Source organism: Vibrio sp. S457-15 (assembly GCF_000960545.1).
Taxonomy (GTDB): Bacteria; Pseudomonadota; Gammaproteobacteria; order Enterobacterales; family Vibrionaceae; genus Vibrio; species Vibrio parahaemolyticus.
In genome coordinates this window covers 86,982-110,719 of the sequence record NZ_JYOQ01000042.1, presented here as the reverse complement: position 1 = coordinate 110,719, position 23,738 = coordinate 86,982, and the positions used below count along the sequence as shown (strand labels likewise).

Annotated in this window: 20 protein-coding genes; 8 read left to right on the top strand and 12 right to left on the bottom strand. The window is 47.1% G+C overall.

Features of this window, described 5'->3' with window-relative positions; translation table 11 throughout:
- Nucleotides 1–118 precede the first annotated feature (118 nt).
- From UF05_RS05975 to crp, 6 genes are all read left to right on the top strand, one after another.
- Nucleotides 119–2,038, top strand: a complete 1,920-nt coding sequence (locus UF05_RS05975; protein ID WP_021449774.1) for an ABC transporter ATP-binding protein — start codon at nucleotides 119–121, stop codon at nucleotides 2,036–2,038.
- Nucleotides 2,035–2,523, top strand: coding sequence for a TIGR02444 family protein (locus tag UF05_RS05970; RefSeq protein WP_005458139.1), 489 nt, complete (start codon nucleotides 2,035–2,037; stop codon nucleotides 2,521–2,523). Before UF05_RS05975 ends, UF05_RS05970 begins: the two co-directional genes overlap by 4 nt.
- Before the next feature lie 86 nt (nucleotides 2,524–2,609).
- The gene (locus tag UF05_RS05965; RefSeq protein ID WP_029851511.1) at nucleotides 2,610–3,617 is read left to right on the top strand and encodes a hydrolase; all 1,008 of its coding nucleotides are present in this window, start codon (nucleotides 2,610–2,612) and stop codon (nucleotides 3,615–3,617) included.
- 33 nt (nucleotides 3,618–3,650) lie between these two features.
- Entirely contained in the window at nucleotides 3,651–3,863 is a 213-nt protein-coding gene (locus UF05_RS05960) for a YheU family protein (RefSeq protein WP_045545942.1), read from the top strand.
- Nucleotides 3,864–3,988: 125 nt separating this feature from the next.
- Nucleotides 3,989–4,858: a phosphoribulokinase gene (locus UF05_RS05955; protein ID WP_005458134.1), complete on the top strand. Its 870-nt coding sequence runs from the start codon at nucleotides 3,989–3,991 to the stop codon at nucleotides 4,856–4,858.
- Nucleotides 4,859–5,098: 240 nt separating this feature from the next.
- Nucleotides 5,099–5,731, top strand: a complete 633-nt coding sequence (gene crp, locus UF05_RS05950; protein WP_005381432.1) for a cAMP-activated global transcriptional regulator CRP — start codon at nucleotides 5,099–5,101, stop codon at nucleotides 5,729–5,731.
- A 160-nt stretch (nucleotides 5,732–5,891) separates the two neighbouring features.
- Here crp and UF05_RS05945 read toward each other — a convergent pair whose 3' ends face one another.
- The 6 genes from UF05_RS05945 to UF05_RS05920 form a co-directional block, all read right to left on the bottom strand.
- Entirely contained in the window at nucleotides 5,892–6,683 is a 792-nt protein-coding gene (locus UF05_RS05945; RefSeq protein WP_045545941.1) for a DUF1338 domain-containing protein, read from the bottom strand.
- Nucleotides 6,684–6,925: 242 nt separating this feature from the next.
- The gene (gene astD, locus UF05_RS05940; RefSeq protein ID WP_045545940.1) at nucleotides 6,926–8,383 is read right to left on the bottom strand and encodes a succinylglutamate-semialdehyde dehydrogenase; all 1,458 of its coding nucleotides are present in this window, start codon (nucleotides 8,381–8,383) and stop codon (nucleotides 6,926–6,928) included.
- 28 nt (nucleotides 8,384–8,411) lie between these two features.
- Nucleotides 8,412–9,431 carry an arginine N-succinyltransferase gene (astA, locus tag UF05_RS05935; RefSeq protein WP_005480046.1) on the bottom strand — a complete coding sequence of 340 codons (1,020 nt, stop codon included), beginning with the start codon at nucleotides 9,429–9,431 and terminating at the stop codon, nucleotides 8,412–8,414.
- Nucleotides 9,432–9,540: 109 nt separating this feature from the next.
- The gene (locus UF05_RS05930) at nucleotides 9,541–10,752 is read right to left on the bottom strand and encodes an aspartate aminotransferase family protein (protein WP_005458126.1); all 1,212 of its coding nucleotides are present in this window, start codon (nucleotides 10,750–10,752) and stop codon (nucleotides 9,541–9,543) included.
- A gap of 361 nt (nucleotides 10,753–11,113) precedes the next feature.
- Nucleotides 11,114–11,701, bottom strand: a complete 588-nt coding sequence (locus tag UF05_RS05925) for an aminodeoxychorismate/anthranilate synthase component II (RefSeq protein WP_005458124.1) — start codon at nucleotides 11,699–11,701, stop codon at nucleotides 11,114–11,116.
- A 177-nt stretch (nucleotides 11,702–11,878) separates the two neighbouring features.
- Complete coding sequence (locus UF05_RS05920; protein WP_045545939.1) at nucleotides 11,879–14,833, bottom strand: ExeM/NucH family extracellular endonuclease; 2,955 nt, start codon at nucleotides 14,831–14,833, stop codon at nucleotides 11,879–11,881.
- A 535-nt stretch (nucleotides 14,834–15,368) separates the two neighbouring features.
- On the opposite strand from UF05_RS05920, the gene UF05_RS05915 reads away from it, so the two are divergent.
- Nucleotides 15,369–15,743, top strand: coding sequence for a hypothetical protein (locus UF05_RS05915; RefSeq protein ID WP_025638973.1), 375 nt, complete (start codon nucleotides 15,369–15,371; stop codon nucleotides 15,741–15,743).
- 64 nt (nucleotides 15,744–15,807) lie between these two features.
- Here UF05_RS05915 and trpS read toward each other — a convergent pair whose 3' ends face one another.
- The 5 genes from trpS to nsrR form a co-directional block, all read right to left on the bottom strand.
- Complete coding sequence (trpS, locus tag UF05_RS05910; protein ID WP_005468382.1) at nucleotides 15,808–16,824, bottom strand: tryptophan--tRNA ligase; 1,017 nt, start codon at nucleotides 16,822–16,824, stop codon at nucleotides 15,808–15,810.
- Nucleotides 16,825–16,939: 115 nt separating this feature from the next.
- Complete coding sequence (locus UF05_RS05905; protein WP_005496518.1) at nucleotides 16,940–17,626, bottom strand: phosphoglycolate phosphatase; 687 nt, start codon at nucleotides 17,624–17,626, stop codon at nucleotides 16,940–16,942.
- A gap of 102 nt (nucleotides 17,627–17,728) precedes the next feature.
- Nucleotides 17,729–18,472, bottom strand: coding sequence for a 23S rRNA (guanosine(2251)-2'-O)-methyltransferase RlmB (gene rlmB / locus UF05_RS05900; protein WP_005455666.1), 744 nt, complete (start codon nucleotides 18,470–18,472; stop codon nucleotides 17,729–17,731).
- 62 nt (nucleotides 18,473–18,534) lie between these two features.
- Nucleotides 18,535–21,042, bottom strand: a complete 2,508-nt coding sequence (gene rnr / locus UF05_RS05895) for a ribonuclease R (protein ID WP_045545938.1) — start codon at nucleotides 21,040–21,042, stop codon at nucleotides 18,535–18,537.
- A 115-nt stretch (nucleotides 21,043–21,157) separates the two neighbouring features.
- The gene (gene nsrR / locus UF05_RS05890) at nucleotides 21,158–21,583 is read right to left on the bottom strand and encodes a nitric oxide-sensing transcriptional repressor NsrR (RefSeq protein WP_005460673.1); all 426 of its coding nucleotides are present in this window, start codon (nucleotides 21,581–21,583) and stop codon (nucleotides 21,158–21,160) included.
- Between the two features lie 158 nt (nucleotides 21,584–21,741).
- Between nsrR and hmpA the strand changes: the two genes are divergently transcribed.
- Complete coding sequence (hmpA, locus tag UF05_RS05885; protein WP_045545937.1) at nucleotides 21,742–22,926, top strand: NO-inducible flavohemoprotein; 1,185 nt, start codon at nucleotides 21,742–21,744, stop codon at nucleotides 22,924–22,926.
- 82 nt (nucleotides 22,927–23,008) lie between these two features.
- Here the strand turns inward: hmpA and motX are convergent, their stop codons facing one another.
- Nucleotides 23,009–23,644, bottom strand: coding sequence for a flagellar protein MotX (gene motX / locus UF05_RS05880; protein WP_005496512.1), 636 nt, complete (start codon nucleotides 23,642–23,644; stop codon nucleotides 23,009–23,011).
- Between the last annotated feature and the right edge of the window lie 94 nt (nucleotides 23,645–23,738).

Below are 23,738 nucleotides of genomic sequence, written 5' to 3'. Positions count from 1 at the left end.
TTTGTATAGCATAATGCAATTAAAGCTCAGTGATCGACTTTTCCCGTCAATAGCCCTACTATTCATCGCGAGATCAACGACCAAGAAACGCGCGCTGCGCAAAGTGAACAAAAACCCTATGATTACCTTCTCTGATATTCAGTTACTGCGTGGCGGTAAACCTCTTTTAGACCAAGCATCGGCAACCATTCACCCAGGTGACAAAGTGGGTCTGGTTGGCAAAAACGGCTGTGGTAAATCGACCTTATTTGCTCTACTGAAAGATGAACTGTCGATTGACGCGGGCTCGTTCAGCCAACCTCAGCATTGGGAATTGGCGTGGGTAGCGCAGGAAACACCTGCTTTAGAACGCAGCGCACTGGAATACGTCATTGATGGTGATCGCGAATACCGTGGTCTTGAGCAACAGCTAGCGGTTGCCGAAGAAAAAGACAACGGTACGCTGGTGGCAGAAATTCACGGCAAGATCGAAACCATTGGCGGTTATAGCATCCGTGCCCGTGCGGCAGAATTGCTTGACGGCCTTGGCTTTAGCCAAGAACAGATGAGCTGGAACTTAACTCAGTTCTCTGGTGGTTGGCGTATGCGCCTTAACTTGGCTCAAGCACTATTGTGTCGTTCCGATCTACTACTGCTCGACGAACCAACCAACCACTTGGATTTGGACGCCGTAATGTGGCTAGAACGCTGGCTGCAAAACTACCCTGGCACATTGATTTTGATCTCGCACGACCGAGATTTCCTAGATCCGATCGTTGGTCGCATCATCCATATCGAAAACCAACAGCTGAACGAATACACGGGCAACTACTCGTCATTCGAAAATCAACGTGCGCAAAAAATGATGCTGCAACAAGCGATGTTCGAGAAGCAACAAAAACAAATGTCGCACATGCAAAGCTACATCGACCGCTTCCGCTACAAAGCGTCGAAAGCGCGCCAAGCGCAAAGCCGAATCAAAGCGCTAGAACGCATGGAAAAAGTCTTGCCCGCGCAGTTCGATAACCCATTCAGCTTTGAATTCCGTCAACCAGCTGCGCTGCCAAATCCAATCATGATGATGGACGACGTATCGGCAGGTTACGGCGACAACCTAATTTTAGAAAAGATTCGTCTGAACTTAGTACCGGGCAGCCGTATTGGTTTGCTTGGCCGCAACGGCGCAGGTAAATCGACCTTAATCAAACTGCTTTCAGGTGAACTTAAAGCGCAAGGCGGCGATCTCACCTATTCGCAAGGCGTAAAGATCGGCTACTTTGCTCAGCACCAGTTGGAAACGTTGCACCCAGAAGAAACACCACTGCAGCACATGATGCAGATCGCACCGGATCAAACAGAGCAGCAACTGCGCGATTACCTAGGTAGTTTTGGTTTCCAAGGCGACAAAGCGCTAGAAAAAGTCGCACCGTTCTCTGGTGGTGAAAAGGCACGCTTGGTGCTGGCGTTGATCGTGTGGCAAAAACCAAACCTATTGCTACTCGACGAACCAACCAACCACCTAGACTTAGACATGCGCCAAGCGTTAACCATGGCTCTGCAAACGTTCGAAGGTGCGATGGTGATTGTTTCACACGACCGCTACTTACTGCGCGCAACCACCGATGACTTGTACTTAGTACATGATCGCCAAGTTGCGCCATTCGATGGTGACCTAAACGACTACTACAAGTGGCTGACTGAACAACAAAAAGCCGAGCGAAAAGAAGCACAAGCGTCGCAACCAGTTAAAGATACCGCAAACAGTGCCGCTGCGAAGAAAGAGCAAAAACGTCGCGAAGCGGAATTTCGTAAACTGACGGCGCCAATTCGCAAAACCCTGACACAATTAGAAAATAAAATGGATAAGTTAGGTGTAGCACTGGCAGAGGCTGAAGAACAATTGGCGGATAACTCACTGTATGAAGCCGAAAATAAAGCTAAACTAAATGAAGTACTGGCCCTTCAAGCTTCGAGCAAATCAGAACTTGAAGAAGTGGAAATGGAATGGATGTCTGCTCAGGAAGAACTGGAGCAGATGGAGCTAGAGTTTAACCAATGACAAACAAACACGCGGAATACACTCTTACCCTAGAACACCTTTGGCAGTTCAGCCTGCAGTTTTATGGCGTGCGAGAAGTAAAAGAAGCGTGTTTATCATTGCAAAACAATTACCACGGTAACGTGAATCTATTACTGCTGCTCCGTTGGCTCGACGAGCAGCAGCTTATCTTCCAAGAGAAAGATTGGCATTTAGTTCAAAGCTGTCTTGGCCGCAGTGAAACGCTGCTGCACTCTTTTCGCGACCTGAGACGTCATCTAAAGTCCCAAGTGAACGATGCGTTGTATCGAGAAAGCCTGCAGTTTGAACTGCAACTCGAAAAGCAACAACAAGCCGATTTGGTCGACTGTATTAACTCACTTACACTGATTAAAAACGATGGCGATCCACTCACGCTCAGATACTGTCGTCAGCTTGGTGGGGAGCATTTGCAGCAAGCCTTTGCTATCCCTGTGCCAAACATTCACCCACCAAAACACTCATAACGCTGTAGAATACCTATAATCTTTATAAAGGATTATATTAATAAGTTCTTCAACTGACATGAAGGACCATATAAGAGCAGTTAGGTATGACACAATTTTTCGCAGCCGCCGGGATCAAGAACCCGCACCTTCAGACCCTTTTACCGCGCTTTATTCGTAAAAAAGCGCTGTTTACGCCTATTTGGCAGACGCTGGATACCGACGATGACGACTTCCTCGATCTCGCTTGGAGTGAAGATCCTACCAAAGAACCTGCGCAGAACAAACCCATCTTCGTTCTGTTTCATGGCTTGGAAGGATGCTTCTACAGCCCGTATGCAAACGGCCTGATGAATGCGTTTGCGAAATCTGGTTGGTTATCGGTGATGATGCATTTTCGTGGCTGTAGCGGCAAACCGAACAAAAAAGCTCGCGCATACCATTCAGGAGAAGTAACGGACGCTCGCTTCTTTTTGGAACACCTTCATCTGCGCTTTCCAAACAATCCAAAAGTCGCCGTCGGCATCTCCCTTGGTGGCAATATGCTGGCGAACTACTTAGCACAATATAAAGATGACCCGATTTTAAAAGCGGCCACCATCGTCTCTGCACCACTGGATTTGGCGGCTTGTGCCAATCGAATTGAGCAGGGCTTTTCCAAAGTGTATCGCCGTTACCTACTCTCTTCGCTCAAACGGAATGCTCTACAAAAACATCATTTACTGCATGGCGAATTGGCGCTGTCGTACAACTCCATCAAGCGCGTCACTCGTCTGTACGAATTTGATGACTTGATCACTGCACCTCTGCATGGTTTTAAGGATGCACAAGATTATTACGATCAATGCTCAGGATTGAGCAAGTTACAGCAGATCACCTTGCCAACTTTGATCATCCACGCCAAAGACGACCCGTTCATGACCGATGAGGTGATCCCCAAATTTGTTCTGCCAGATAACATTGATTACCGTCTGTTTGAGCACGGCGGACACGTTGGCTTTCTGACTGGTACGGCATTAAAACCAAAGTTCTGGTTGGAGGAAGCCCTACCCGCGTACTACGAAAGTGTCGCGGCAGAGTACCTTTCAGCTGTATCCAAACCGCGAACACAGTAAACTAGCCTTTCATCATAAAAGTTTGAGGTATTTATGATCATTCCTTGGCAAGGCATCGCGCCAGAAACACTGGACAATCTAATTCGTGAGTTCGTGCTACGCGAAGGCACCGACTATGGCGCGGTTGAAATTTCACTGCAAAACAAAATAGATCAAGTGAAGACGCAACTAGAAAAAGGTGAAGCCGTCATCGTGTTCTCAGAACTGCATGAAACGGTTGATATTCAACTCAAAGCAAAGTTTTAGCACGTTCACATTTTTACCGTATCCCACTCGATGACAAGTCGTTGTTACATGCTATAGTGGGTTATCGACCGTGCAGCGGTTCGCTGCTGCACTTTACAGGTACGTAATTTTCGACAAGGTTTGTCATGTCAGCTAAACACCCAATCATTGCGGTTACTGGTTCATCCGGTGCCGGCACAACCACGACGTCTGAAGCATTCCGCAAGATGTTCAATATGATGAACATCAGGCCGGCATGGGTGGAAGGAGACAGCTTCCATCGCTTTACTCGCCCTGAAATGGACATCGAAATTCGCAAAGCCCGCGAGCAAGGCCGACATATCAGTTACTTTGGTCCGCAAGCGAATGACTTCCCGGGATTAGAAGAGTTTTTCCGTAAGTTCGGTCATGACGGCACTGGCAGCGTGCGCCGTTATCTGCATACGTTTGACGAAGCGGTTCCCTACAATCAAATGCCAGGCACATTTACACCGTGGCAAGACTTACCTGAAAACAGCGACGTGCTGTTTTATGAAGGGCTGCATGGTGGTGTGGTTGATGGCGATGTTAATGTTGCTCAGCATGTGGACTTCTTGATTGGCATGGTGCCAATTGTGAACTTAGAGTGGATCCAAAAATTCGTGCGCGACACTCGCGATCGCGGCCATTCGCGTGAAGCGGTGATGGACTCAATCGTGCGCTCAATGGACGATTACCTCAATTACATCACTCCGCAGTTTTCTCGTACTCACATCAACTTTCAACGCGTCCCAACCGTCGATACCTCCAACCCGCTTAACGCCAAAGGTATTCCGAGTTTAGATGAAAGTTTTGTTGTGATTCGTCTGCGTGGCATTAAGAATGTCGACTTCCCATATCTGCTGGCCATGATTGATGGCTCATTTATGTCGCGCCACAACACTATTGTTGTGCCAGGCGGCAAAATGAGCTTTGCAATGGAGCTCATAGTTAGGCCTATCCTACAACAGCTGATTGAAACAGGAAAAATTGGCTAAAAACGTAGCGGGCTAGATGTTTACTTTTCATACCGTGATCATGTGCACAGTTTTGCTTACAAAATCTCAATCATGGCACGATTAAAATCAAGAAATCGTTTTCGAAAAAGGATACTATTTCTTACCGAAACACAAGAGAGCTTGCAGCATATAAAAAGTGCTCTTATTCTAGTAAGCCTAATTCAGGCTTAGCTAAAATATGGATAGCGCAAGCGTACCCTGCAGAGGAAGTGAGATATTATGGTTCTAGGTAAACCTCAAACCGACCCAACATTAGAGTGGTTTCTTTCACACTGTCATATTCATAAGTACCCATCAAAGAGCACGCTAATTCACGCAGGTGAAAAAGCTGAAACGTTGTACTACATCGTTAAAGGCTCTGTTGCGGTTCTTATCAAGGACGAAGAAGGTAAGGAAATGATTCTTTCTTACCTAAACCAAGGTGACTTTATTGGTGAACTTGGTCTATTCGAAGAAGACCAAGAGCGTACAGCTTGGGTTCGCGCTAAATCTCCTTGTGAAGTTGCTGAAATTTCTTTCAAGAAGTTCCGTCAGCTTATCCAAGTAAACCCAGACATCCTAATGCGTCTTTCTGCGCAGATGGCTCGTCGTCTTCAAGTAACTAGCCAAAAAGTGGGTGACCTAGCGTTCCTAGACGTAACTGGTCGTATCGCTCAGACGCTTCTGAACCTTGCTAAACAACCAGATGCGATGACTCACCCAGACGGCATGCAAATCAAGATCACTCGTCAAGAAATCGGTCAAATCGTTGGCTGTTCTCGTGAGACAGTAGGTCGTATCTTGAAGATGCTAGAAGAGCAGAACCTAATCTCTGCGCACGGTAAAACTATCGTTGTTTACGGTACTCGTTAATCTCAATTTAGAGTGACACGAACAAAATTATAAAAGCTACCAATGGCGACATTGGTGGCTTTTTATTTACCTTGCAACTCAGTCAAACCCTAGGTTGCAAGAGGCTAACAAACAACAACGTTAGCCCGAGGTATTCCATGGCGTTTAGCCATTAGTACGTTTAACCATTAGTGCTTTCAAAAATTTTGTCTGCTGATGCTGCAACAAATCCTGGATACAACTCGCCATTCTCCATTGGGTAACGTTTAGCAAACTCGTAAAAGCCACCTGGGATAATTTCCGAACCTTCTTCGAAGGTCACTGCCACTTTGTCTGCCATCGTCGACGATTGCTCAAGCAGCACTTCCGGCGAGCCTTTCACCTCACCGCCCGACTCATTGATCACAAACCCTGCTTGACGAAGATGGTCGTTAACCTGTTTGACTTCATCGTGTTGATTCAGCTGATTCACACTCACCGTAAAGTGATTAGCACCATAACCGTGCGCGGCCAGCCAAGACGCATACTCGCTCTCTTTAGCCAACGCTTGGTAATCAGCAAAGCTTAGATCCCATAAGCGACCGCCATGCAGAAATGCACTGCCCGACAGTTTTTCAGCATCCACTTGCGCAACCAGTTTCGCCACAATATCTTGCAGCTCTGACGAACACTCTTCGACTTTCAGCTCACTGATGAAGACTTTAGGCTGCTTCGGATCTGGGTGCTCATAGTGTTTTGCGACCAGTTTTTTGCTCTCAAATACGTAGTCCCCACACGCTTTATAGCCAGCAGCTAAAAACGGTTTCGCCAATGTCTCGATACCTAGCGGTTCAACATTGAAAGTGCGTAAAGCAATATGATCATTAATCAGAGCCTCATCTTCTTGTAGAAGCTGATGCACCTTAGCAGCAGAAGGACAAAGACGTTGGATGTAGTCTTGCCATAGCGATTCAAATAACACATCGGGCGTCATAACGACTCCTTGTTACGAGATGTAGGATTAAGATAAGAGTGTGGTCGCTCGTTCACAGCCCAAAAGCTGTCCAGAATAATGAACGAGCAACCATCAACCTGTGACGGTAAATGTCAGTCAGTCAAACACGCTTTTTGAGTCTGTGCTCACTTGCCGTGTAATGCCAACGCGTACTACCCAAACCTAAATGATGCGTCAGCACATTGGGCCACGATGCATGGTCGTGACCCTGTTATTGAAACTTAAAGCGTCACGCCTGGGCTCAATGTCGCAGGTAATTCCGTCGCCTGCCCTTCCATAGATGCCATAGGGTAAGCACAGTAATCCGCCGCGTAGTAGGCGCTTGGACGAAGGTTGCCTGATGCACCGGGGCCACCAAATGGGGCGTCACCACTTGCGCCCGTCAATTGACGGTTGCGGTTTACGATGCCTGCGCGAATGTGGTCAACAAAGTATTCCCATTCTTGATCGTCTGTTGATACAAGACCAGCCGACAGGCCAAAGCGCGTGTCATTCGCCAGCTCTACGGCTTTATCCAAACCTTCATAGCGCACGACTTGCAGCAGCGGTCCGAAGTATTCTTCATCTGGCAACTCAGCAATGTTAGTCACATCGATGATGCCAGGAGAAACAAACGCCGCCTCTCCTGCTTTCGCTTCAATTAAGCTTTCACCGCCTAGAGATTGCAGGTTTGCTTGCGCATCAAGAATGAACTTCGCCGCAGCCACAGAGATTTGTGGGCCCATAAATGGCGCAGGTTCTGCGAATGGTTGATCCATGCGAATGTTTTTCGTCGCTTCTACCAGCTTAGTGATCAGAGCATCCCCTTTCTCACCAAACGGCACGTATAGACGACGAGCACAAGTACAACGTTGACCAGCACTGATAAATGCCGATTGGATGATGGTGTACACCGTTGCATCCAAATCACCGTAGTTATCAGAGATGACCATCGGGTTGTTGCCACCCATTTCTAGCGCTAACATCTTGCCTGGTTGACCTGCAAACTGACGATGCAGAATGTGACCCGTGTTCGCACTGCCCGTAAACAGAATGCCATCAATACCTTTCGCATCAGCCAGCGCAATACCAGTTTCCTTCGCACCTTGAACAAGGTTGATCACGCCTTTTGGTAAACCCGCTTCTTCCCACAATTTCATAGCTAGCTCGCCAGTCCAAGGCGTTTGCTCAGATGGTTTGAACACAACTGTGTTCCCCGCTAGCAAGGCAGGAACGATGTGGCCATTCGGTAAGTGACCAGGGAAGTTATATGGCCCAAACACCGCCATTACGCCAAGAGGGCGATGTCGCAATACAATCTGGTTGCCCGCAGCTTCGCGAGTCGCTTCACCAGTACGGTCATGGTAGGCACGAATAGAAATAGCGATTTTTCCAGCCATTGCAGCCGCTTCTGTGCGCGTTTCCCAAATTGGTTTACCCGTTTCTTTCGCGATAACTTCGGCAATTTTTTCACTGTTTTCTTTCACTTTTTCAGCAAAAGCCAACACAATTGCTTCGCGTTCGTCGAATGGACGTTTTTTCCATTCGACGAACGCAGCACGCGCTGCAGCAACGGCTTGGTCTACTTGTTCCGCCGTTGCACCGTTACCGCGCCAAATTACTTCTTGGTTGTACGGCGACAGAGACACAAACTCTTCACCCTGACCTTGTACCCATTCACCTGCAATCCAATGTGTCATTGTTACTATCCTTAAATTCTGTCGTCTGTTACTGCGGTAGAAGGCGAACGAAATCCCCTTCCTTCACCAAGAGCGCATCAGCTAATTCAGGCGCCAACACAACGCTTTTCGTTTCTGCGTCGTACGCGGCTTTTGCTGCAGCGGCACGGAAGTTCTCGAATGACGAGTTACACATCAAGAAGTCTTGAGTGCTGGTATGCGCTGAGATTTTGACTTGAGCACGGAATGAATGACGTACCGATTCGATATTGCGTAAGTCACACTCAACCGTTGGACCGCCATCGAAGATGTCGACGTAGCCACGGTTGGTAAATCCTTCACGCTCTAGCAGCTTCAGCGCTGGGCGCGTGTTGTCATGCACTTGACCAATCACCGCTTGGGCTTCTGGGCTCAATAGGTTGATGTAAATTGGCAGCTTTGGCATTAAGTCAGCGATAAAGCCTTTCTTGCCGATGCCGGTAAGATAATCTGCAAGTGTGAAATCAATAGAGAAGAAATGCTCTTGTAACCATTGCCAGAATGGAGAATTACCATTCGCATCAGAGACGCCACGCATCTCGGCAAAGATGGTTTTAGAGAAACGCTCCGGGTGCTCCGCCATCATAAGAAAGCGGCACTTAGACATCAGACGGCCATTTAGGCCCTGGCGATATTTTTCGCGTAGGAACAGCGTACAAATCTCACTGTTCCCCGTGTAGTTGTTGCCAAATGTCAGTAGTTTAACGACGTTATTTACGCCGAGTTTTGGCGAAGAGTGAACCACTTTACTGATGTGATATGAGTAGAACGGTACGTCCCAGCCAATAGATGCTTCGATTCCGGTGGTACCCGCAACCTCACCCGATTCAGAGTCAAAACCCACCATTAGGTAGCCTTCGTCACCGGGCTCGGTCACGTCGGGCTTACCAAAGCTGTACTCCGAGTGTTTGATTCGATTGGTTAACAGTTCTTCGTTAACCGGTAGAGATGTAAATCCGTGACCAGACTCCACCGCACAGGTGTGCAGCGCGTCATAATCCGACATCGCGATAGGGCGAACTACTAGCATCAATACTCCCTCCAGATGCAAGAAGATCCTAACTATATTGTAGGAACAATTCCCCCATCAGAGATCCTTGACGGGGGTGTCTGCGTTGACGTTTAAACTGATATCGCGCTTAAACTAAAGTCGCGATGGCTTTATCCAGTTTCGCCAAGCCTTCTTCAATTTCTTGTTGTGTGATAACGAGTGATGGTGTGAAACGCACGACATTGGCACCCGCAACCAATACCAATAGACCTTGTTTACCTGCAGCAACCAGCACATCACGTGCACGGCCTTGCCACTCTTCATTCAGCGCAGCGCCTAGCAATAGACCTTTGCCACGAACTTCAGAGAATAGGTTGTACTTCGCATTGATCTTTTCTAGACCTGCGCGGAACAGCGCTTCGCGCTCTAAAACACCAGCAAGCACTTCTGGTTTTGTCACTTCGTTAACGACCGCTTCTGCCACTGCACATGCCAATGGGTTACCACCGTATGTTGAACCGTGAGTGCCCACTTTCAGATGCTCAGCCAGTTTTGCTGTTGTTAGCATTGCACCGATAGGGAAACCACCACCCAGTGATTTCGCGGTGCTTAGAATATCTGGCGTGATACCTAGACCTTGGTAAGCATAGAAATGACCAGTACGTCCGTTACCCGTTTGAACTTCATCAAAGATAAGTAGCGCGTTGTGCTTATCACACAGTTCACGTACTGCTTGAGCAAATTCCGGAGTTGGTGGCACGATGCCGCCTTCGCCTTGTAGCGGCTCCATCATAACCGCACATGTGCGATCTGACATGTGTGCTTGAAGTGCTTCGATATCGTTGTATGGTAAGTGCGTAACATCGCCTGGCTTAGGACCAAAACCGTCTGAGTAAGCCGCTTGACCGCCAACCGTCACAGTAAAGAATGTACGACCGTGGAAACCTTGTTTAAATGCGATGATTTCTGATTTTTCAGGGCCATGAACATCTGCCGCGTAACGGCGTGCTAATTTCAGTGCCGCTTCGTTTGCTTCTGCGCCCGAGTTAGCAAAGAATACGCGCTCAGCAAAGCTCACTTCAGTTAGCTTTTTCGCAAGGCGAAGTGCCGGCTCGTTAGTCATCACGTTACTTAGATGCCACAGCTTGTTGCCTTGCTCAGTCAACGCATCAACCATTACTGGATGACAATGACCCAAGCAGCTCACTGCAATACCACCAGCAAAGTCGATGTACTCGTTATCGTCCTGATCCCAAATACGTGAGCCTTTGCCTCTTACAGGGATCATTTCCATCGGGTTATAGCAAGGTACCATCACCTCATCGAATAAACCGCGCTCTACTTTAATTTCCGTTGTCATTGCACATTCCTTCTTGATACCGCATGCGTAGCAGATAAGCGAATTTAACCGGCCATCGTTGCCAGCAAATAATGTTTTGCATTTAAGCTATTGCGGCATTGTATTTACATTTAATTAACCATTTCAATAGTGATTTATTCTTTTCGTATTGCTGCGCAACTGCCGTTAATCACTACTTATGAGTATTTATGCATCAAGAAAGTAAAATAGAGAAGTGAATTTTTACAAAAGTTATGTAATACAGGGGTTAGACGAGTCAAAATGGCGTGCATAAGCAGATCATCAACCATGAAACGCATAGTTTTGCATTCCACTTACACCGTCAAAAAGATGAACAATTTGTTAAGAAAAGTGATCGAGATCAGATCGCTCTGCGTGCAAGAAAGTTGGCTAACAGCTCATGTCCTTGCTCAGTTTTGATTGATTCTGGATGAAACTGCACAGCATCAATAGGCAGGGTTTTGTGCTGATATCCCATAATTTCGTCCATGCTTCCATCAGGCAGTTCAGTCCAAGCGGTCAATTCAAACACATCGGGTAACGTGCCGTTTTTCACCACGAGAGAGTGGTAGCGGGTTACCGTAAGTGGGTTATTTAGATTTTTAAACACACTGCGACCCGTATGGCGGATAGGCGATGTTTTACCATGCATGACTTGTCTCGCACGCACAACTTCGCCACCGAACACTTGCGCAATGGCTTGATGACCAAGGCACACCCCTAAAATAGGAAGCTTACCGGCGAAATGCTCTATCGCTTGCAGGGAAATACCCGCTTCGTTTGGCGTACAAGGCCCAGGGGAAATCACCAAATGGGTTGGATTGAGGGCTTCGATACCTTGAATGTCGATTTCGTCATTGCGCACGACCTTTACCTGAGCGCCAAGCTCGCAAAAGTATTGGTAAAGGTTATAAGTGAAAGAATCGTAGTTATCGATGATCAACAACATAACGTGTCGGCTGCTCCAATCCGTTTTGGCAAGGCTTAAGGATCAATTGTCTGGTTTACCACAATTGAGGGCGGTATTTTGCAACACCCAATTAGAAAGGCAAGTCTTTGCGCAATAAAAAGGCCAGCATCGGCTGGCCTTTGAGTTTTACAGCTATGTTTTTAGGAAAGGAGTGGCTTAACGGCGGCGGCGGAACAAACCAAGTCCAAGCATTGCTAGCAGTGCACCAAACCCAAACGAACCACCATCAGAGTCTTTCGAATCTGTGGTGCCCGTTTCAGGTTGAGTCATAGAGACTGCACGAGCAGAGCTAAACTTAACGACGTTGCCAGTCGAGTCTGTCACTTTCTCTTCCAGTTGGTAGTTACCTTGCTCTGGCGCCTGTTCAAACTCAACATTCACGCTGCGCGCTTTAATGTCCGTTTGATCCAAAGTCTTGCTCGCTGAGTAAGCTTTCGCGTCACTACTTACAGCGGTAGCTTGAGTCGCGACGGTTAAGCTAACAGTCACGATTTCACCTGCAACCGCGTTTGGTGGCAAACGTACATCTACCGCTAAGTTTTCACCCGCTTTCGGTAAATCGATATCCGTATCAGGTAAATCAATCGCGATGATCACAGGATCGTGGTCAGATGCCGAGAACGCATCTTTGTATTTCGGCATGTCACCTGTGTATTTGCTGCCATACTCAAACAAATTACTTTCTAGTGAGTTAATGTGCCAATCTTCAATCGCTACCACTTTTTGCGCCAAACTGTTGCTTGCCAAGGCGTGGTCTAAATTGCCCAGCTCACCAGAATAGGTGTACGAGAACGTGTCAGTGCCATGCAGCAAGGTATTAAGGTTGTTCAGGCCGTAACCTTGTTTGATTTGCGTTTGCTCAACTTGCAACTCACCACCGTTGATTGTGGTGTAACCCGCTGTGTAGATATCACGTCCGTATTTCTCTTTCGAGTAGTCAGTCAGTGTCAGTAGTGGATCTTCCATGCCATACGCATTGAGGTCCCCCATCAGCAACACATCGCCTTTCACGTCTTTCAACGCTTCACCCACTGCGTGCGCAGCAGAAACACGGAAGTTGTTACAGTTACCTTGCAGATCCGCAGGCTCCGAGTCTTCTACGCCGGCAATCCACTCTTCAATACATTCAGAACCTTTCGATTTGAAGTGGTTAACGACGATAGAAAGATCTTCACCGCTCTCTTGTACCGTGAAGGTTTGCAACAAGCTGTGGCGTTGGTATTTGTCGTACGCAGGGTTGCTCTCAGCACCATCTTTACGGGTAATGGTATTTTCGGCAATGTGCTGCTCTGGCGTGAAGATCACTTTCGCCGCTTCTTTTGGCGTGACCACTTTCGCGCGGTACAAGATAGCAACCATGATCGCATCGCTTCCGAAGTACTCTTCTTGGTACTTGTCTTTATCTGCGATTTCAACGTAAGTGTAATGATCGTCTGCGTCATCGATTTCTGCATTCAATGCATCCACCAAGTTTTGCACAGCACTGCCATCACCGAAGCCGTTATTCTCCACTTCCATCAAACCAATGATGTCAGCATCCATCTTGTTCATCGCAGACACGATCTTCGCTTGTTGGATCAAGAACTCATCGTGATTCGTCGCGCCACGGTTTTGGCCTGTCGGGTTGTTGTTTCCGCTGTCTGCAACCGAAGTGAAGTAGTTAAGCACGTTAAAGCTTGCAACGCGTAAATCCGACTCTGCGATAGCTGGCGCCGCTTTACGCTCTACATCAAAACCATCACCCGTTGCCACAAAGTTAGTGTTGTTTACATCGTTCGTCGCGATCAGACGGTATTCGTTGTAGCTGTAATTCACTACGCCCTGTAAACCTTCAACGCGCGAACCTAAGCGAATGTGCTGTTCAGATGAACCGTCTTGATCCAAATCTTGACCAAACTCAGGGTAGTAAGGAATTTTGCCGTTCGGTGCTTTGGCATCAGATTCTAGGAAAACTCGATTCTCTGCATTTTGTTTTGCTAGCGCGACCGCTTCTGCACTGTCTGCTGCGTGAAGCTGAGTTGGCTTAAAGAGCGGAGCTTGGTGCGACAACATCATGTTGTTACGTTTTGAATCGTAATCGTAAGAGAAGTTGCGAGTAACAAACAAATCACTGGCTGAGTTCAGCGTCACTTGCATCCCTTCATGACGCTCTAACGCATCACGCAGAGTTTCGCCTTCTTTGATCACAAGCGGCGTCACCAATGAAATGTCTGACGTGCCAGTTTTTACATAGCTGGTTGCGTCAGAAGAAAGCTGAGTATTGCTGTAGTACTCCTGAACCTTACCTTTCACACAAACTACGTCACCAGGCTTTAGCTCGGTATCTGCGGCGTTCGTATGAATAAATAGACCTTCTGACGTCTTATCGTTGTTATCGTTCTCGATAGCTTGCAGGTAGAAGCCTTTCGTCAAACCGCTAGTAACAGCGCTCACGACACCAGTAACAAAATGCTCTTCTGTCGTAATGTATGGGTAACCATCGATAAATGGCGAAGAAGCACCTTCTCCTTGAATGTCTTGAATGGATGTGAACGTTGGCGCGTGTCCATCCACTTCACACACAAATGCTGCAGGTGGCTCAGCTGCATTCAGCTCGCCCAAGCCATCAATGTTGTCTTTTGCTAACGTTGTCCATTGAGAAGATTGGAAAGTCGCAGAAGGCGTCAGTGCGTCACCGTTACGTACCAAAGTGGCGTCTTTGCCAAATGCTACACCACCCATCACGCCGACCATGTCGTGAACTTCACCATCTTTTAATAGTGCGAGAGGATCGTCACCATTAAAGTTCGCCACGTTTTTATCGGTCTGGTCAGCCACTGCTTTAATCGCATCGCTGGCATCGCCATGGGCAAGAACAAACACCTGCTTCGCTTGCAACGTTACTTGGCTCAAATCGATCTTGCTGCCCCAAGTGCCACCACCATTAGATGATTTCGCTAGCTCATAACCTGTTAGCGTGACTGCGACATCACCGGTATTCGCGATCTCGACCGCTTTATTATACGAGCCACCTTCTACGTACTGGGAAATGATAATTTCTGCATTCGCGTTAGCGCTAAGCGCACTGGCGATGGTTAATGCAAGTATTGAGGGTTTGATTAACGTGTCCATTGTCGTACCTGATATTTATTTAAATGCAAACTAAGCTCCGATCAGAGCCTACCATTTGCGTCTACTATCAGGTTTATTTATGAAATAAATAAGAAAGAGCAGTAAAAGCCGTGAAATAAATCACATGTGAATCTATAAAAATATGCCAAAACAGCGTATTCAAACATATTTTGTAATAAATACAGTTCAGTAGTGCAGCAGGAAAGCAAAATTAGACTAATTGCTCAGTTTATTTTTCCGTTCCATGTTATGGAATACATCAATGCTTTCTTGGTACACCAAACTATTATTTCAAGCGCTTTCATGCTTCATTAAATATAATTAATTACTAATTTAGAATATTGCTACTTTAGTTTATTTCAGAATCTCGCTTGTTATTTACTCCCCCGCTTTGCGTATTCGCCATTCACACTTCAAATTTTTATCAATCAAAAATGATAAATTCCGACAACACAGTGGAGAAAAACATACACAAGCGTTATAAAACCAACGCGAGACAATAAGATCTCATCCATCATCTATCGTGGAAAAATCAATGAAAACAATTCAACGTATTGGACTAGCTCTCTCCGCGTTTGGGCTTATGACGGGCTGTCAGCTAACATCTACTGAACCGCTTTACCCAACCGCCAAGCAAAAAACTATCCAATCAGCAAAAAATGAGTTCAAGGGAATGGAAGAGTTTGAAGTCAGTGACGATGGTGTCATTTCTTTTCGTGCCCGCCTGCCTGGACCAGACTATTACTGGGAGCCATATAAAATCAAACAGTTAAGTTACGAGATATCCTGTGTTTTCCTCACTAATTATGTGGATCGTGGGATGGTGGTGAAGTCTTCGTTTTTAGGCGCTCGTGGCCGCGTTGAGTACTATGATATGGAGCGCTGTATGGACAACACGCCCTTTGAGTAATTTTCTCAGCACATAAAAAAAGCTCCACCGAAGTGGAGCTTTTTGGGTATTGGATTACTTGAGATTACGGACGAGCAACAAAACCGACAGCTTCGTATGCTTTCTTCAGTGTTTCCGCCGCGCGAGCCGATGCTTTCTCCGCGCCTTGCTTCATCACTTCATCCATAAATGCGCGATCTGCGCGAATACGACGGTATTCTTCTTGAATTGGCTCAAGCATCGCAACAACCGCTTCACCCACGTCTTTCTTGAATGGGCCGTACATTTCAACACCTTTGTATTTCGCTTCAATCTCTTCAAAGCTCATGCCTGTCGCTGCAGAGTAAAGACCCATTAGGTTTGCAATACCCGCTTTGTTTTCAACATCATGGCGAATGCTTGGTGGCGTTTCGGTATCCGTTTGCGCTTTATTGATCTTCTTGATGATCGATTTCGGCTCTTCAAGCAGCGTGATAACGTTCTTACGGTTATCATCAGACTTCGACATTTTCTTCGTCGCATCTTGAAGGCTCATTACGCGTGCGTTAACCGTTGGAATGTATGGCTCAGGCACCGTGAAGATTGGGCTTTCTGGTGAGTAAATGTTGTTGAAACGCGTTGCGATATCACGCGCTAATTCTAGGTGCTGCTTCTGATCGCTACCTACTGGCACTTGGTGTGCGCCGTAAAGCAGGATGTCGGCTGCCATTAGCACTGGGTAATCAAACAGACCCACGTTTACGTCGTTCGCGTAACGTGCAGACTTGTCTTTAAACTGAGTCATACGGCTCAGTTCACCCATTTGAGTGTAACAGTTAAGAAGCCAACCAAGTTGAGCATGCTCTGGTACGTGTGACTGAACAAATAGCGTGCTCTTCTTCGGATCAACACCAACTGCCAGACAGATCGCCAATGCGTCTAGAGTCGCTTCATGTAGGGCTTTAGGATCTTGGCGAACCGTAACCGCGTGAAGGTCTACAACACAGTATTGGCAATCATAATCGTCTTGCATCTGCTGCCATTGACGTAGAGCACCCAAGTAGTTACCGATACTTAGTTCACCTGACGGTTGAACACCACTCAATACGATGGGTTTGCTCATTAGAATGATTCCTTTGACTTCTTAATCTAATTAAAATGAAAAACCGTGCGGCTTTTAGCGCACGGTTTACTCAGTGTACTCATTAACAAGTATTTTGGAAGCTCTTTTGTTGCCGTTATGCAGAAACGGCTACTACTTCCAATAATTCAGATAAACTGTCTGCGACAAAATCTGGGTTTGAAGCTGAAATAGGCTCACCATGGTTGTAACCGTATGTTAAACCAAACGAAGCACAACCTGCGTTTTTCGCCGCAAGGATGTCATTCTTCGAGTCGCCAACCATCAGCATTTCGCTCGCTTTCACCTGATGTTTTTCCATCAACCAGTTCAGTGCGACGGGGTTTGGTTTTTTCTCAGGGAATGCATCACCACCCAATACGTCCACAAAGTATTTTGCGATGCCATGTTGCTCTAGAATTTCTGGCACAAACTTCGATGGTTTGTTCGTTACAAGCGCCATCGTAAAGCCTGCCTGATGTAGCTCTTCTAGCGTCTCTTTTACTGTTGGGTAAAGATGGCTCAGCTGATGACCGCTTTGCGCGTAAAAGTCATCAAACAGCTCGCGTCCTTTTGCGCGCAGCTCTTCACTAAGATCGCTACTGATGGTCATGCTTTGGCTTAGTGCACGGCCAATCAGGACGTCAGCACCGTTACCTACGTAATCACGTACTTGCTCTTCCGATACTGCAGGGTAACCCAAAGCTTGTACCGCTTGGTCTGCAGCAACCGCCAAATCAGGTACGCTGTCCAACAATGTGCCATCCAGATCGAACGCAATCAGTTTAATATCTTGTTGAGTCATAATTTCCCTAGCTAAAAATAACAAAGGATGGTTTCCCATCCTATGTGTTTGATTCTTCAAGCCACTAAGCCTTTGGGCTCAGTGACATATGTTCTCATTCGCTTACTTCGCAGCCAAGCGCTGACGAACTGCTTCGAATAAACAGATGCCTGATGCAACCGACACATTCAAACTTGATACGCTACCTGCCATTGGGATTTTAATCAAATCATCGCAAGTTTCTCGCGTTAGGCGGCGCATGCCATCACCTTCTGCGCCCATGACAATTGCCAGAGGACCAGTCAGTTTTGCTTGATAAATGTCGTGTGTCGCTTCACCCGCCGTACCCACGAACCAGATGCCCTGCTCTTGCAGAGTACGCATTGTGCGCGCTAGGTTGGTTACACGAATCAAAGGCACCACTTCTGCAGCGCCACAGGCTACTTTGCTTACTGTCGCATTCATTGGTGCTGATCGATCTTTAGGAACGATAATCGCAGCAACACCAGCAGCATCGGCGTTACGTAAACAGGCACCAAGGTTGTGAGGGTCAGTCACGCCATCCAACACCAATAGCAACGGTGTCTCATGCTGCGCTAGGATGTCGTCGATGTCGTTTTCGTTCAGCTGTTTTGCTGGTTTTACGCGCGCGATGATGCCTTGGTGGTTTGCACCATGTGCTTTGTCATCCAAGGTTTTACGCGTCATTTGTTGGATAGAAACACCACACACCTGCAAATCGTTCAAGATTGGCATTAGGCGATCGTCTTGGCGTCCTTTTAGAACGTACGCTTCAATAAAACGTTCTGGTTCGCGTTCCAATACCGCTTTCACGGCATGAATACCGTAAATAAATTCGTTACTCATTACTTAACCTGTTTCTGTGCTTCGCTCACCGCCAATCTGCGGTAACAGATTGGCGCTTCAGCCTACTGCGCGTCTTGCTTAGTGCGCTTGGTTTTCTTTGGCTTACTGTGTGGCTTTTTCTTGTGGGCTTTCTTCACCTTTGGCTTCTTTGCGCTGTCGTCATCCCCACGTTTTGGCCCTTTGCGTTTACGGCCAGAATCCGTTTGTTCTGGGCGCTTAGTTGGCTCAATAGCAGGAACAGCGCGCGCTGCAGCACCTTCTTTTGATGAAGAACGTGTCGCCGCACGTTTTTTCTCTTTGGCTTTGCGTTGCGCTTCCGCAGCTCGTTTCTTAGCTGTCTTACCTTCGCCGCGTAGCTTACGACTTGTTTCGACCAATTCAAAGTCAATTTGCTTGTCATCTAGGTTAACAGCCAGCACTTTTACTTTGACCGCATCACCCAAACGATAGATGTTACCGAAGCTTTCACCGATAAGTCTTTGACCAATAGGATCAAACTGGTAGTAGTCGTTCGCAAGCGTTGAAATGTGCACCAAACCATCGATATGCAGATCGGTCAAGCGCACGAAGAAGCCAAAACTGGTGACGTTAGCAATCACGCCTTCCAACTCATCGCCGACGTGATCTTGCATGTATTCACACTTCAACCAATCCGCAACTTCACGCGTTGCATCATCAGCGCGGCGCTCAGTCATTGAACATTGTTCGCCGTAGAAGTCCATGTCATCGAATGAGTAATGGTAACCACCCGTTGGCGTCCAACGGTCTTGGTTGCGGCCTTCTTCTTTAGCGATCAAGTACTTGATAGCACGGTGCAGCAACAAGTCAGGGTAACGACGAATTGGTGACGTAAAGTGCGCGTAACGCTTAAGCGCCAAACCGAAGTGGCCTGCGTTGTCCGCGTTGTACACCGCTTGCTTCATGGAGCGCAGCAGCATGGTTTGGATAAGCTCTTGGTCTTGACGACCTGCAATTTGACGCGCGAGATCGGCGTAGTCTGTTGGAGAAGGTTCTAAACCACCTTTCAACTCTAAACCTAGCTCACTTAGGAAATCGCGGAAGCCTTGCAAGCGCAGCTCACCCGGAGATTCGTGAATACGATACAGTGCAGGCTCTTTGGCTTTTTCTACCAATGATGCCGAGGCAATGTTAGCTAAGATCATACATTCTTCGATGATCTTATGCGCATCATTACGAATCACTGGCTCAATGCTTTCAATCTTGCGCTCAGCATTAAAAATGAATTTGGTTTCGACGGTCTCAAACTCAATCGCACCACGTTGATCACGCGCTTCTTTCAACACTTTGTACATCGCGTGCAACTCTTCAAGATGCGACACGAGTGGCTGGTAGCGTTCACGCAGTTCTTCATCACCTTCAAGAATCGCGCTCACTTTGCTATATGTGAGACGAGCGTGGGAATTCATTACCGCTTCGTAGTGCTTGTAGCTTGAGAGCTTACCGCTTTCAGAAATGGTCATCTCACACACCATACACAAGCGATCCACTTGCGGGTTAAGCGAACACAAACCGTTTGAAAGCACTTCAGGCAACATTGGGACAACTTGCGATGGGAAGTACACAGAGTTACCACGGTTGATGGCTTCTTTGTCTAACGCTGAGTCTGGGCGCACGTAGTAGCTTACGTCTGCGATTGCGACCCAAAGACGCCAGCCACCATCTTTTTTCTTCTCACAGAAAACGGCGTCATCGAAGTCTCGCGCATCTTCACCGTCAATGGTAACGAGCGGCAATTCACGCAAGTCAACACGGCCAACTTTCGCTTCTTCAGGCACTTCTTCGCCCAAGTTTACGATTTGTTTTTCGACCGCTTCTGGCCACTCATAAGGGATTTGATGGGTGCGAATTGCGATTTGTGTTTCCATACCTGGCGCCATATTTTCGCCAAGAACTTCAACCACTTTACCCATCATGCCACGCGAGCGAGAACCACGATCGGTAATTTCAATCACCACGACGTTACCCATACGAGCGCCAGCTTTATGCTCGTTCGGGATCAGAATATCTTGGCTGATGCGCGAATCATCCGGCACAACATATGAGTAGCCGTACTCAAGGAAGAAGCGGCCAACAATCTGGCTATTGCGCTCTTCAAGTACGCGAACTAAGCGACCTTCACGACGACCACGCTTGCTGTTGTCTGTTGGTTGCACCAGCACGAAATCACCATGAATGATGTTCTTCATTTGGTGATGTGGCAGCAAAATATCATCGTCCTTGCCGACGCTGCCTTCTGGACGTACCCAACCGTGACCATCTTTGTGGCCAATCACGTAACCTTTCACCATTTCAAGTTTTTCAGGCAATGCGTAGCATTGACGGCGGGTAAACACCAGTTGACCATCTCGTTCCATGGCACGTAAACGGCGGCGCAACCCTTCGTATTGCTCTTCGCCCGCTAACTTTAAAGCTTCGAACAAGTCATTGCGGTTCATTGGCACGCCCGCTTGTTCAAGGAACTCGAGGATGAACTCTCGGCTTGGAATTGGATTTTCGTAATTTTGGGATTCACGATCTGCGAATGGATCGTTTGGAATATTGTCTGACATAGGCACGCCTATCTAGCAAGGAAGGTATAGAGCTAGTATATCTGAGTCTCTCGATAACCTACAGAATTGCTTTGAAAAAAGAATGATCGAGATCGACTCTGGAACTGCAAATAAACTAAGGGCGAGCAAGCAGGATCAAAAGCTCAGAGTTATCACTCAGTAAGGATTCAATGGTGCACTCATCCAACTCGGCGAGGAAGGCACTTTTTGCTTTGGCAAGCTTATCTTTGAGGCGGCATGCGGGAGTAATGTGGCAAAACTCCACCCCACAATTGACCAAATCTAACGGCTCCAAATCTCGCACGACACCACCAACGGTGATCTCAGACGCTGGCTTCATCAAGCGAATACCACCGTTTTTACCGCGTACGGTATGTACGTAGCCTAGCTGCCCTAAACGGTTGATTACTTTGACCATATGATTACGAGACACACCAAACAAATCCGTCACTTCGGTGATATTGGTCAGCTCATCTTTTGGCAATGATGCTAAATAAATCAAGGTTCTCAGCGCGTAATCAGTAAAGCTCGTTAACTGCATGTTCTCTCCCAGAGTGCGACTTAATAGCTCAATGTCAGTGACGAAACAACCAACTTACGCTATCGACAAAAGTGTAAATCTTTTCTTGATCGAAAGATACATTTGAGATACAACTTTAAACATGCATTATAAATACAACTTTAAAATAGGAAGTTCTTATGCTCAACAATCAAACCATTGAGATCGTGAAAGCGACCGCGCCACTAATCGCAGAAACAGGACCAAAACTGACCGCTCACTTCTATGACCGCATGTTTACTCACAACCCTGAGTTAAAAGACATTTTCAACATGAGCAACCAGCGTAATGGCGATCAGCGTGAAGCGCTATTCAATGCCATCTGTGCATACGCTGCTAACATTGAAAACTTGCCTGCTCTGCTTGGCGCTGTGGAGAAAATTGCGCATAAACACACCAGCTTTTTGATCACGAAAGATCAGTATCAAATCGTAGGTAAACACTTGATCGCTACAATTGATGAGTTATTCAATCCGGGCCAAGAAGTTTTAGACGCGTGGGCTGAAGCTTATGGCGTATTGGCTAATGTATTTATCCAGCGCGAAGAGCAAATCTATCAAGCGAATGCATCGCAAGAAGGTGGTTGGCGAGGGCTACGTGAGTTTGAGTTGGTCGGTAAACAATTGGAAAGTGAACACATTTGCAGTTTTGTTTTCAAACCGACGGATGGCAGTAAAGTGACGAAGTACAAGCCTGGGCAGTACCTCGGCATCTACATCAACAGCGATAAGTTTGAAAACCAAGAGATCCGTCAATACAGCCTATCTTCTTCGGTTCAAGAGAACACTTACCGCATCTCCGTAAAACGTGAACAAGGCGGTAAAGTATCCAACTACCTGCACGATGAGCTAAACATCGGCGATAAAGTAAAACTCGCAGCGCCAGCGGGTGATTTCTTTATGGATGTAGACACCAATACACCAGTGGTGCTGATTTCTGCAGGTGTCGGCCTTACGCCAACACTGTCAATGCTAGAAAGCTTGACGGAACATCACGCGCCAGTGACTTGGGTACATGCAACAGAAAACAGCAAACACCACGCCTTTAAAGAGCACGTAAACCAGCTAGTCACGGCGAAAGAAAACATGAACGCGCTCATTTGGTATAACCAACCAACGGCAGAAGACAAGATAGGTGAAGACTTCCACTTTACCGGCTTTGTAAACCTGCATGAAATCGAAGCCGCACTCAAACAAGACAACGTACAAGTGTACTTCTGTGGTCCGGTGGGCTTTATGCAGCACGTCGCGAAACAGCTACAAGAACTTGGCGTCCCTGAGGAACAATTCCATTACGAATGCTTTGGCCCACATAAGGTGGTTTAAGCGCGTTCACCTATCGGGAAAACAACAAAGCCCACGAAGTGTGGGCTTTGTTGTATGAAGTTACCGAAAATTTTCTGGAGATCTACCAGAACATGTCACGCCTTTTTGCGCGTGCAATGATGTTTTGTGGCATACGCTGTTCTAGCCCACGCCTTAATACGGCAATGCGTTTATGTTGACGCTGATCGGCGGTCACCGAGTTGTACAACCAGCGGTAAGCATCTTCATAGTCCAACGGACTACCGTAATCGCGTAGCAGCAATTCAGCCAGATGAATACGCGCGTTTAAATTACCCATAGAAGCGGCTTCACGCAAATACGGAATCGCACGCTCTTTGTCTTGTTGCACCAAAGTACCGCGCGAATAGTAACGCCCAATCTGCTCTAATGCCGCAGGTAAGCCTTGCTGCGCGGCATTTTCCATGTAGTAGAGCCCCAGCTCGACATCTTGCTCGACACATACCCCCCACGCCAACATGTCGCCATATAGGAACTCATAAGCAGGCAAGTTAATTCGAGTCGCACGAGCTACGATATCTTCCACCAGCTGGCAGTTATCAGCGCGCACGCGTTGTAAATGCTTATTCTGCTCAATAAGCTTTATCAGTTCTGCTTCGGTGTAGATGGGGACTGGCGCACCAACATCAGCAGCACTCGCTCGCACTGTTGTGGCAGACAGCATCAGTAACAGTGAAGCAGCCACTGTTCGTAACTTCATAAACGTACTCTTCAAGGTATCTGAGAAACCAAAGATCAGCCAAGGATCTCCCCTGCTTGATAAACTTATCGGCAATCAGCAGCTAAGCTTTAGA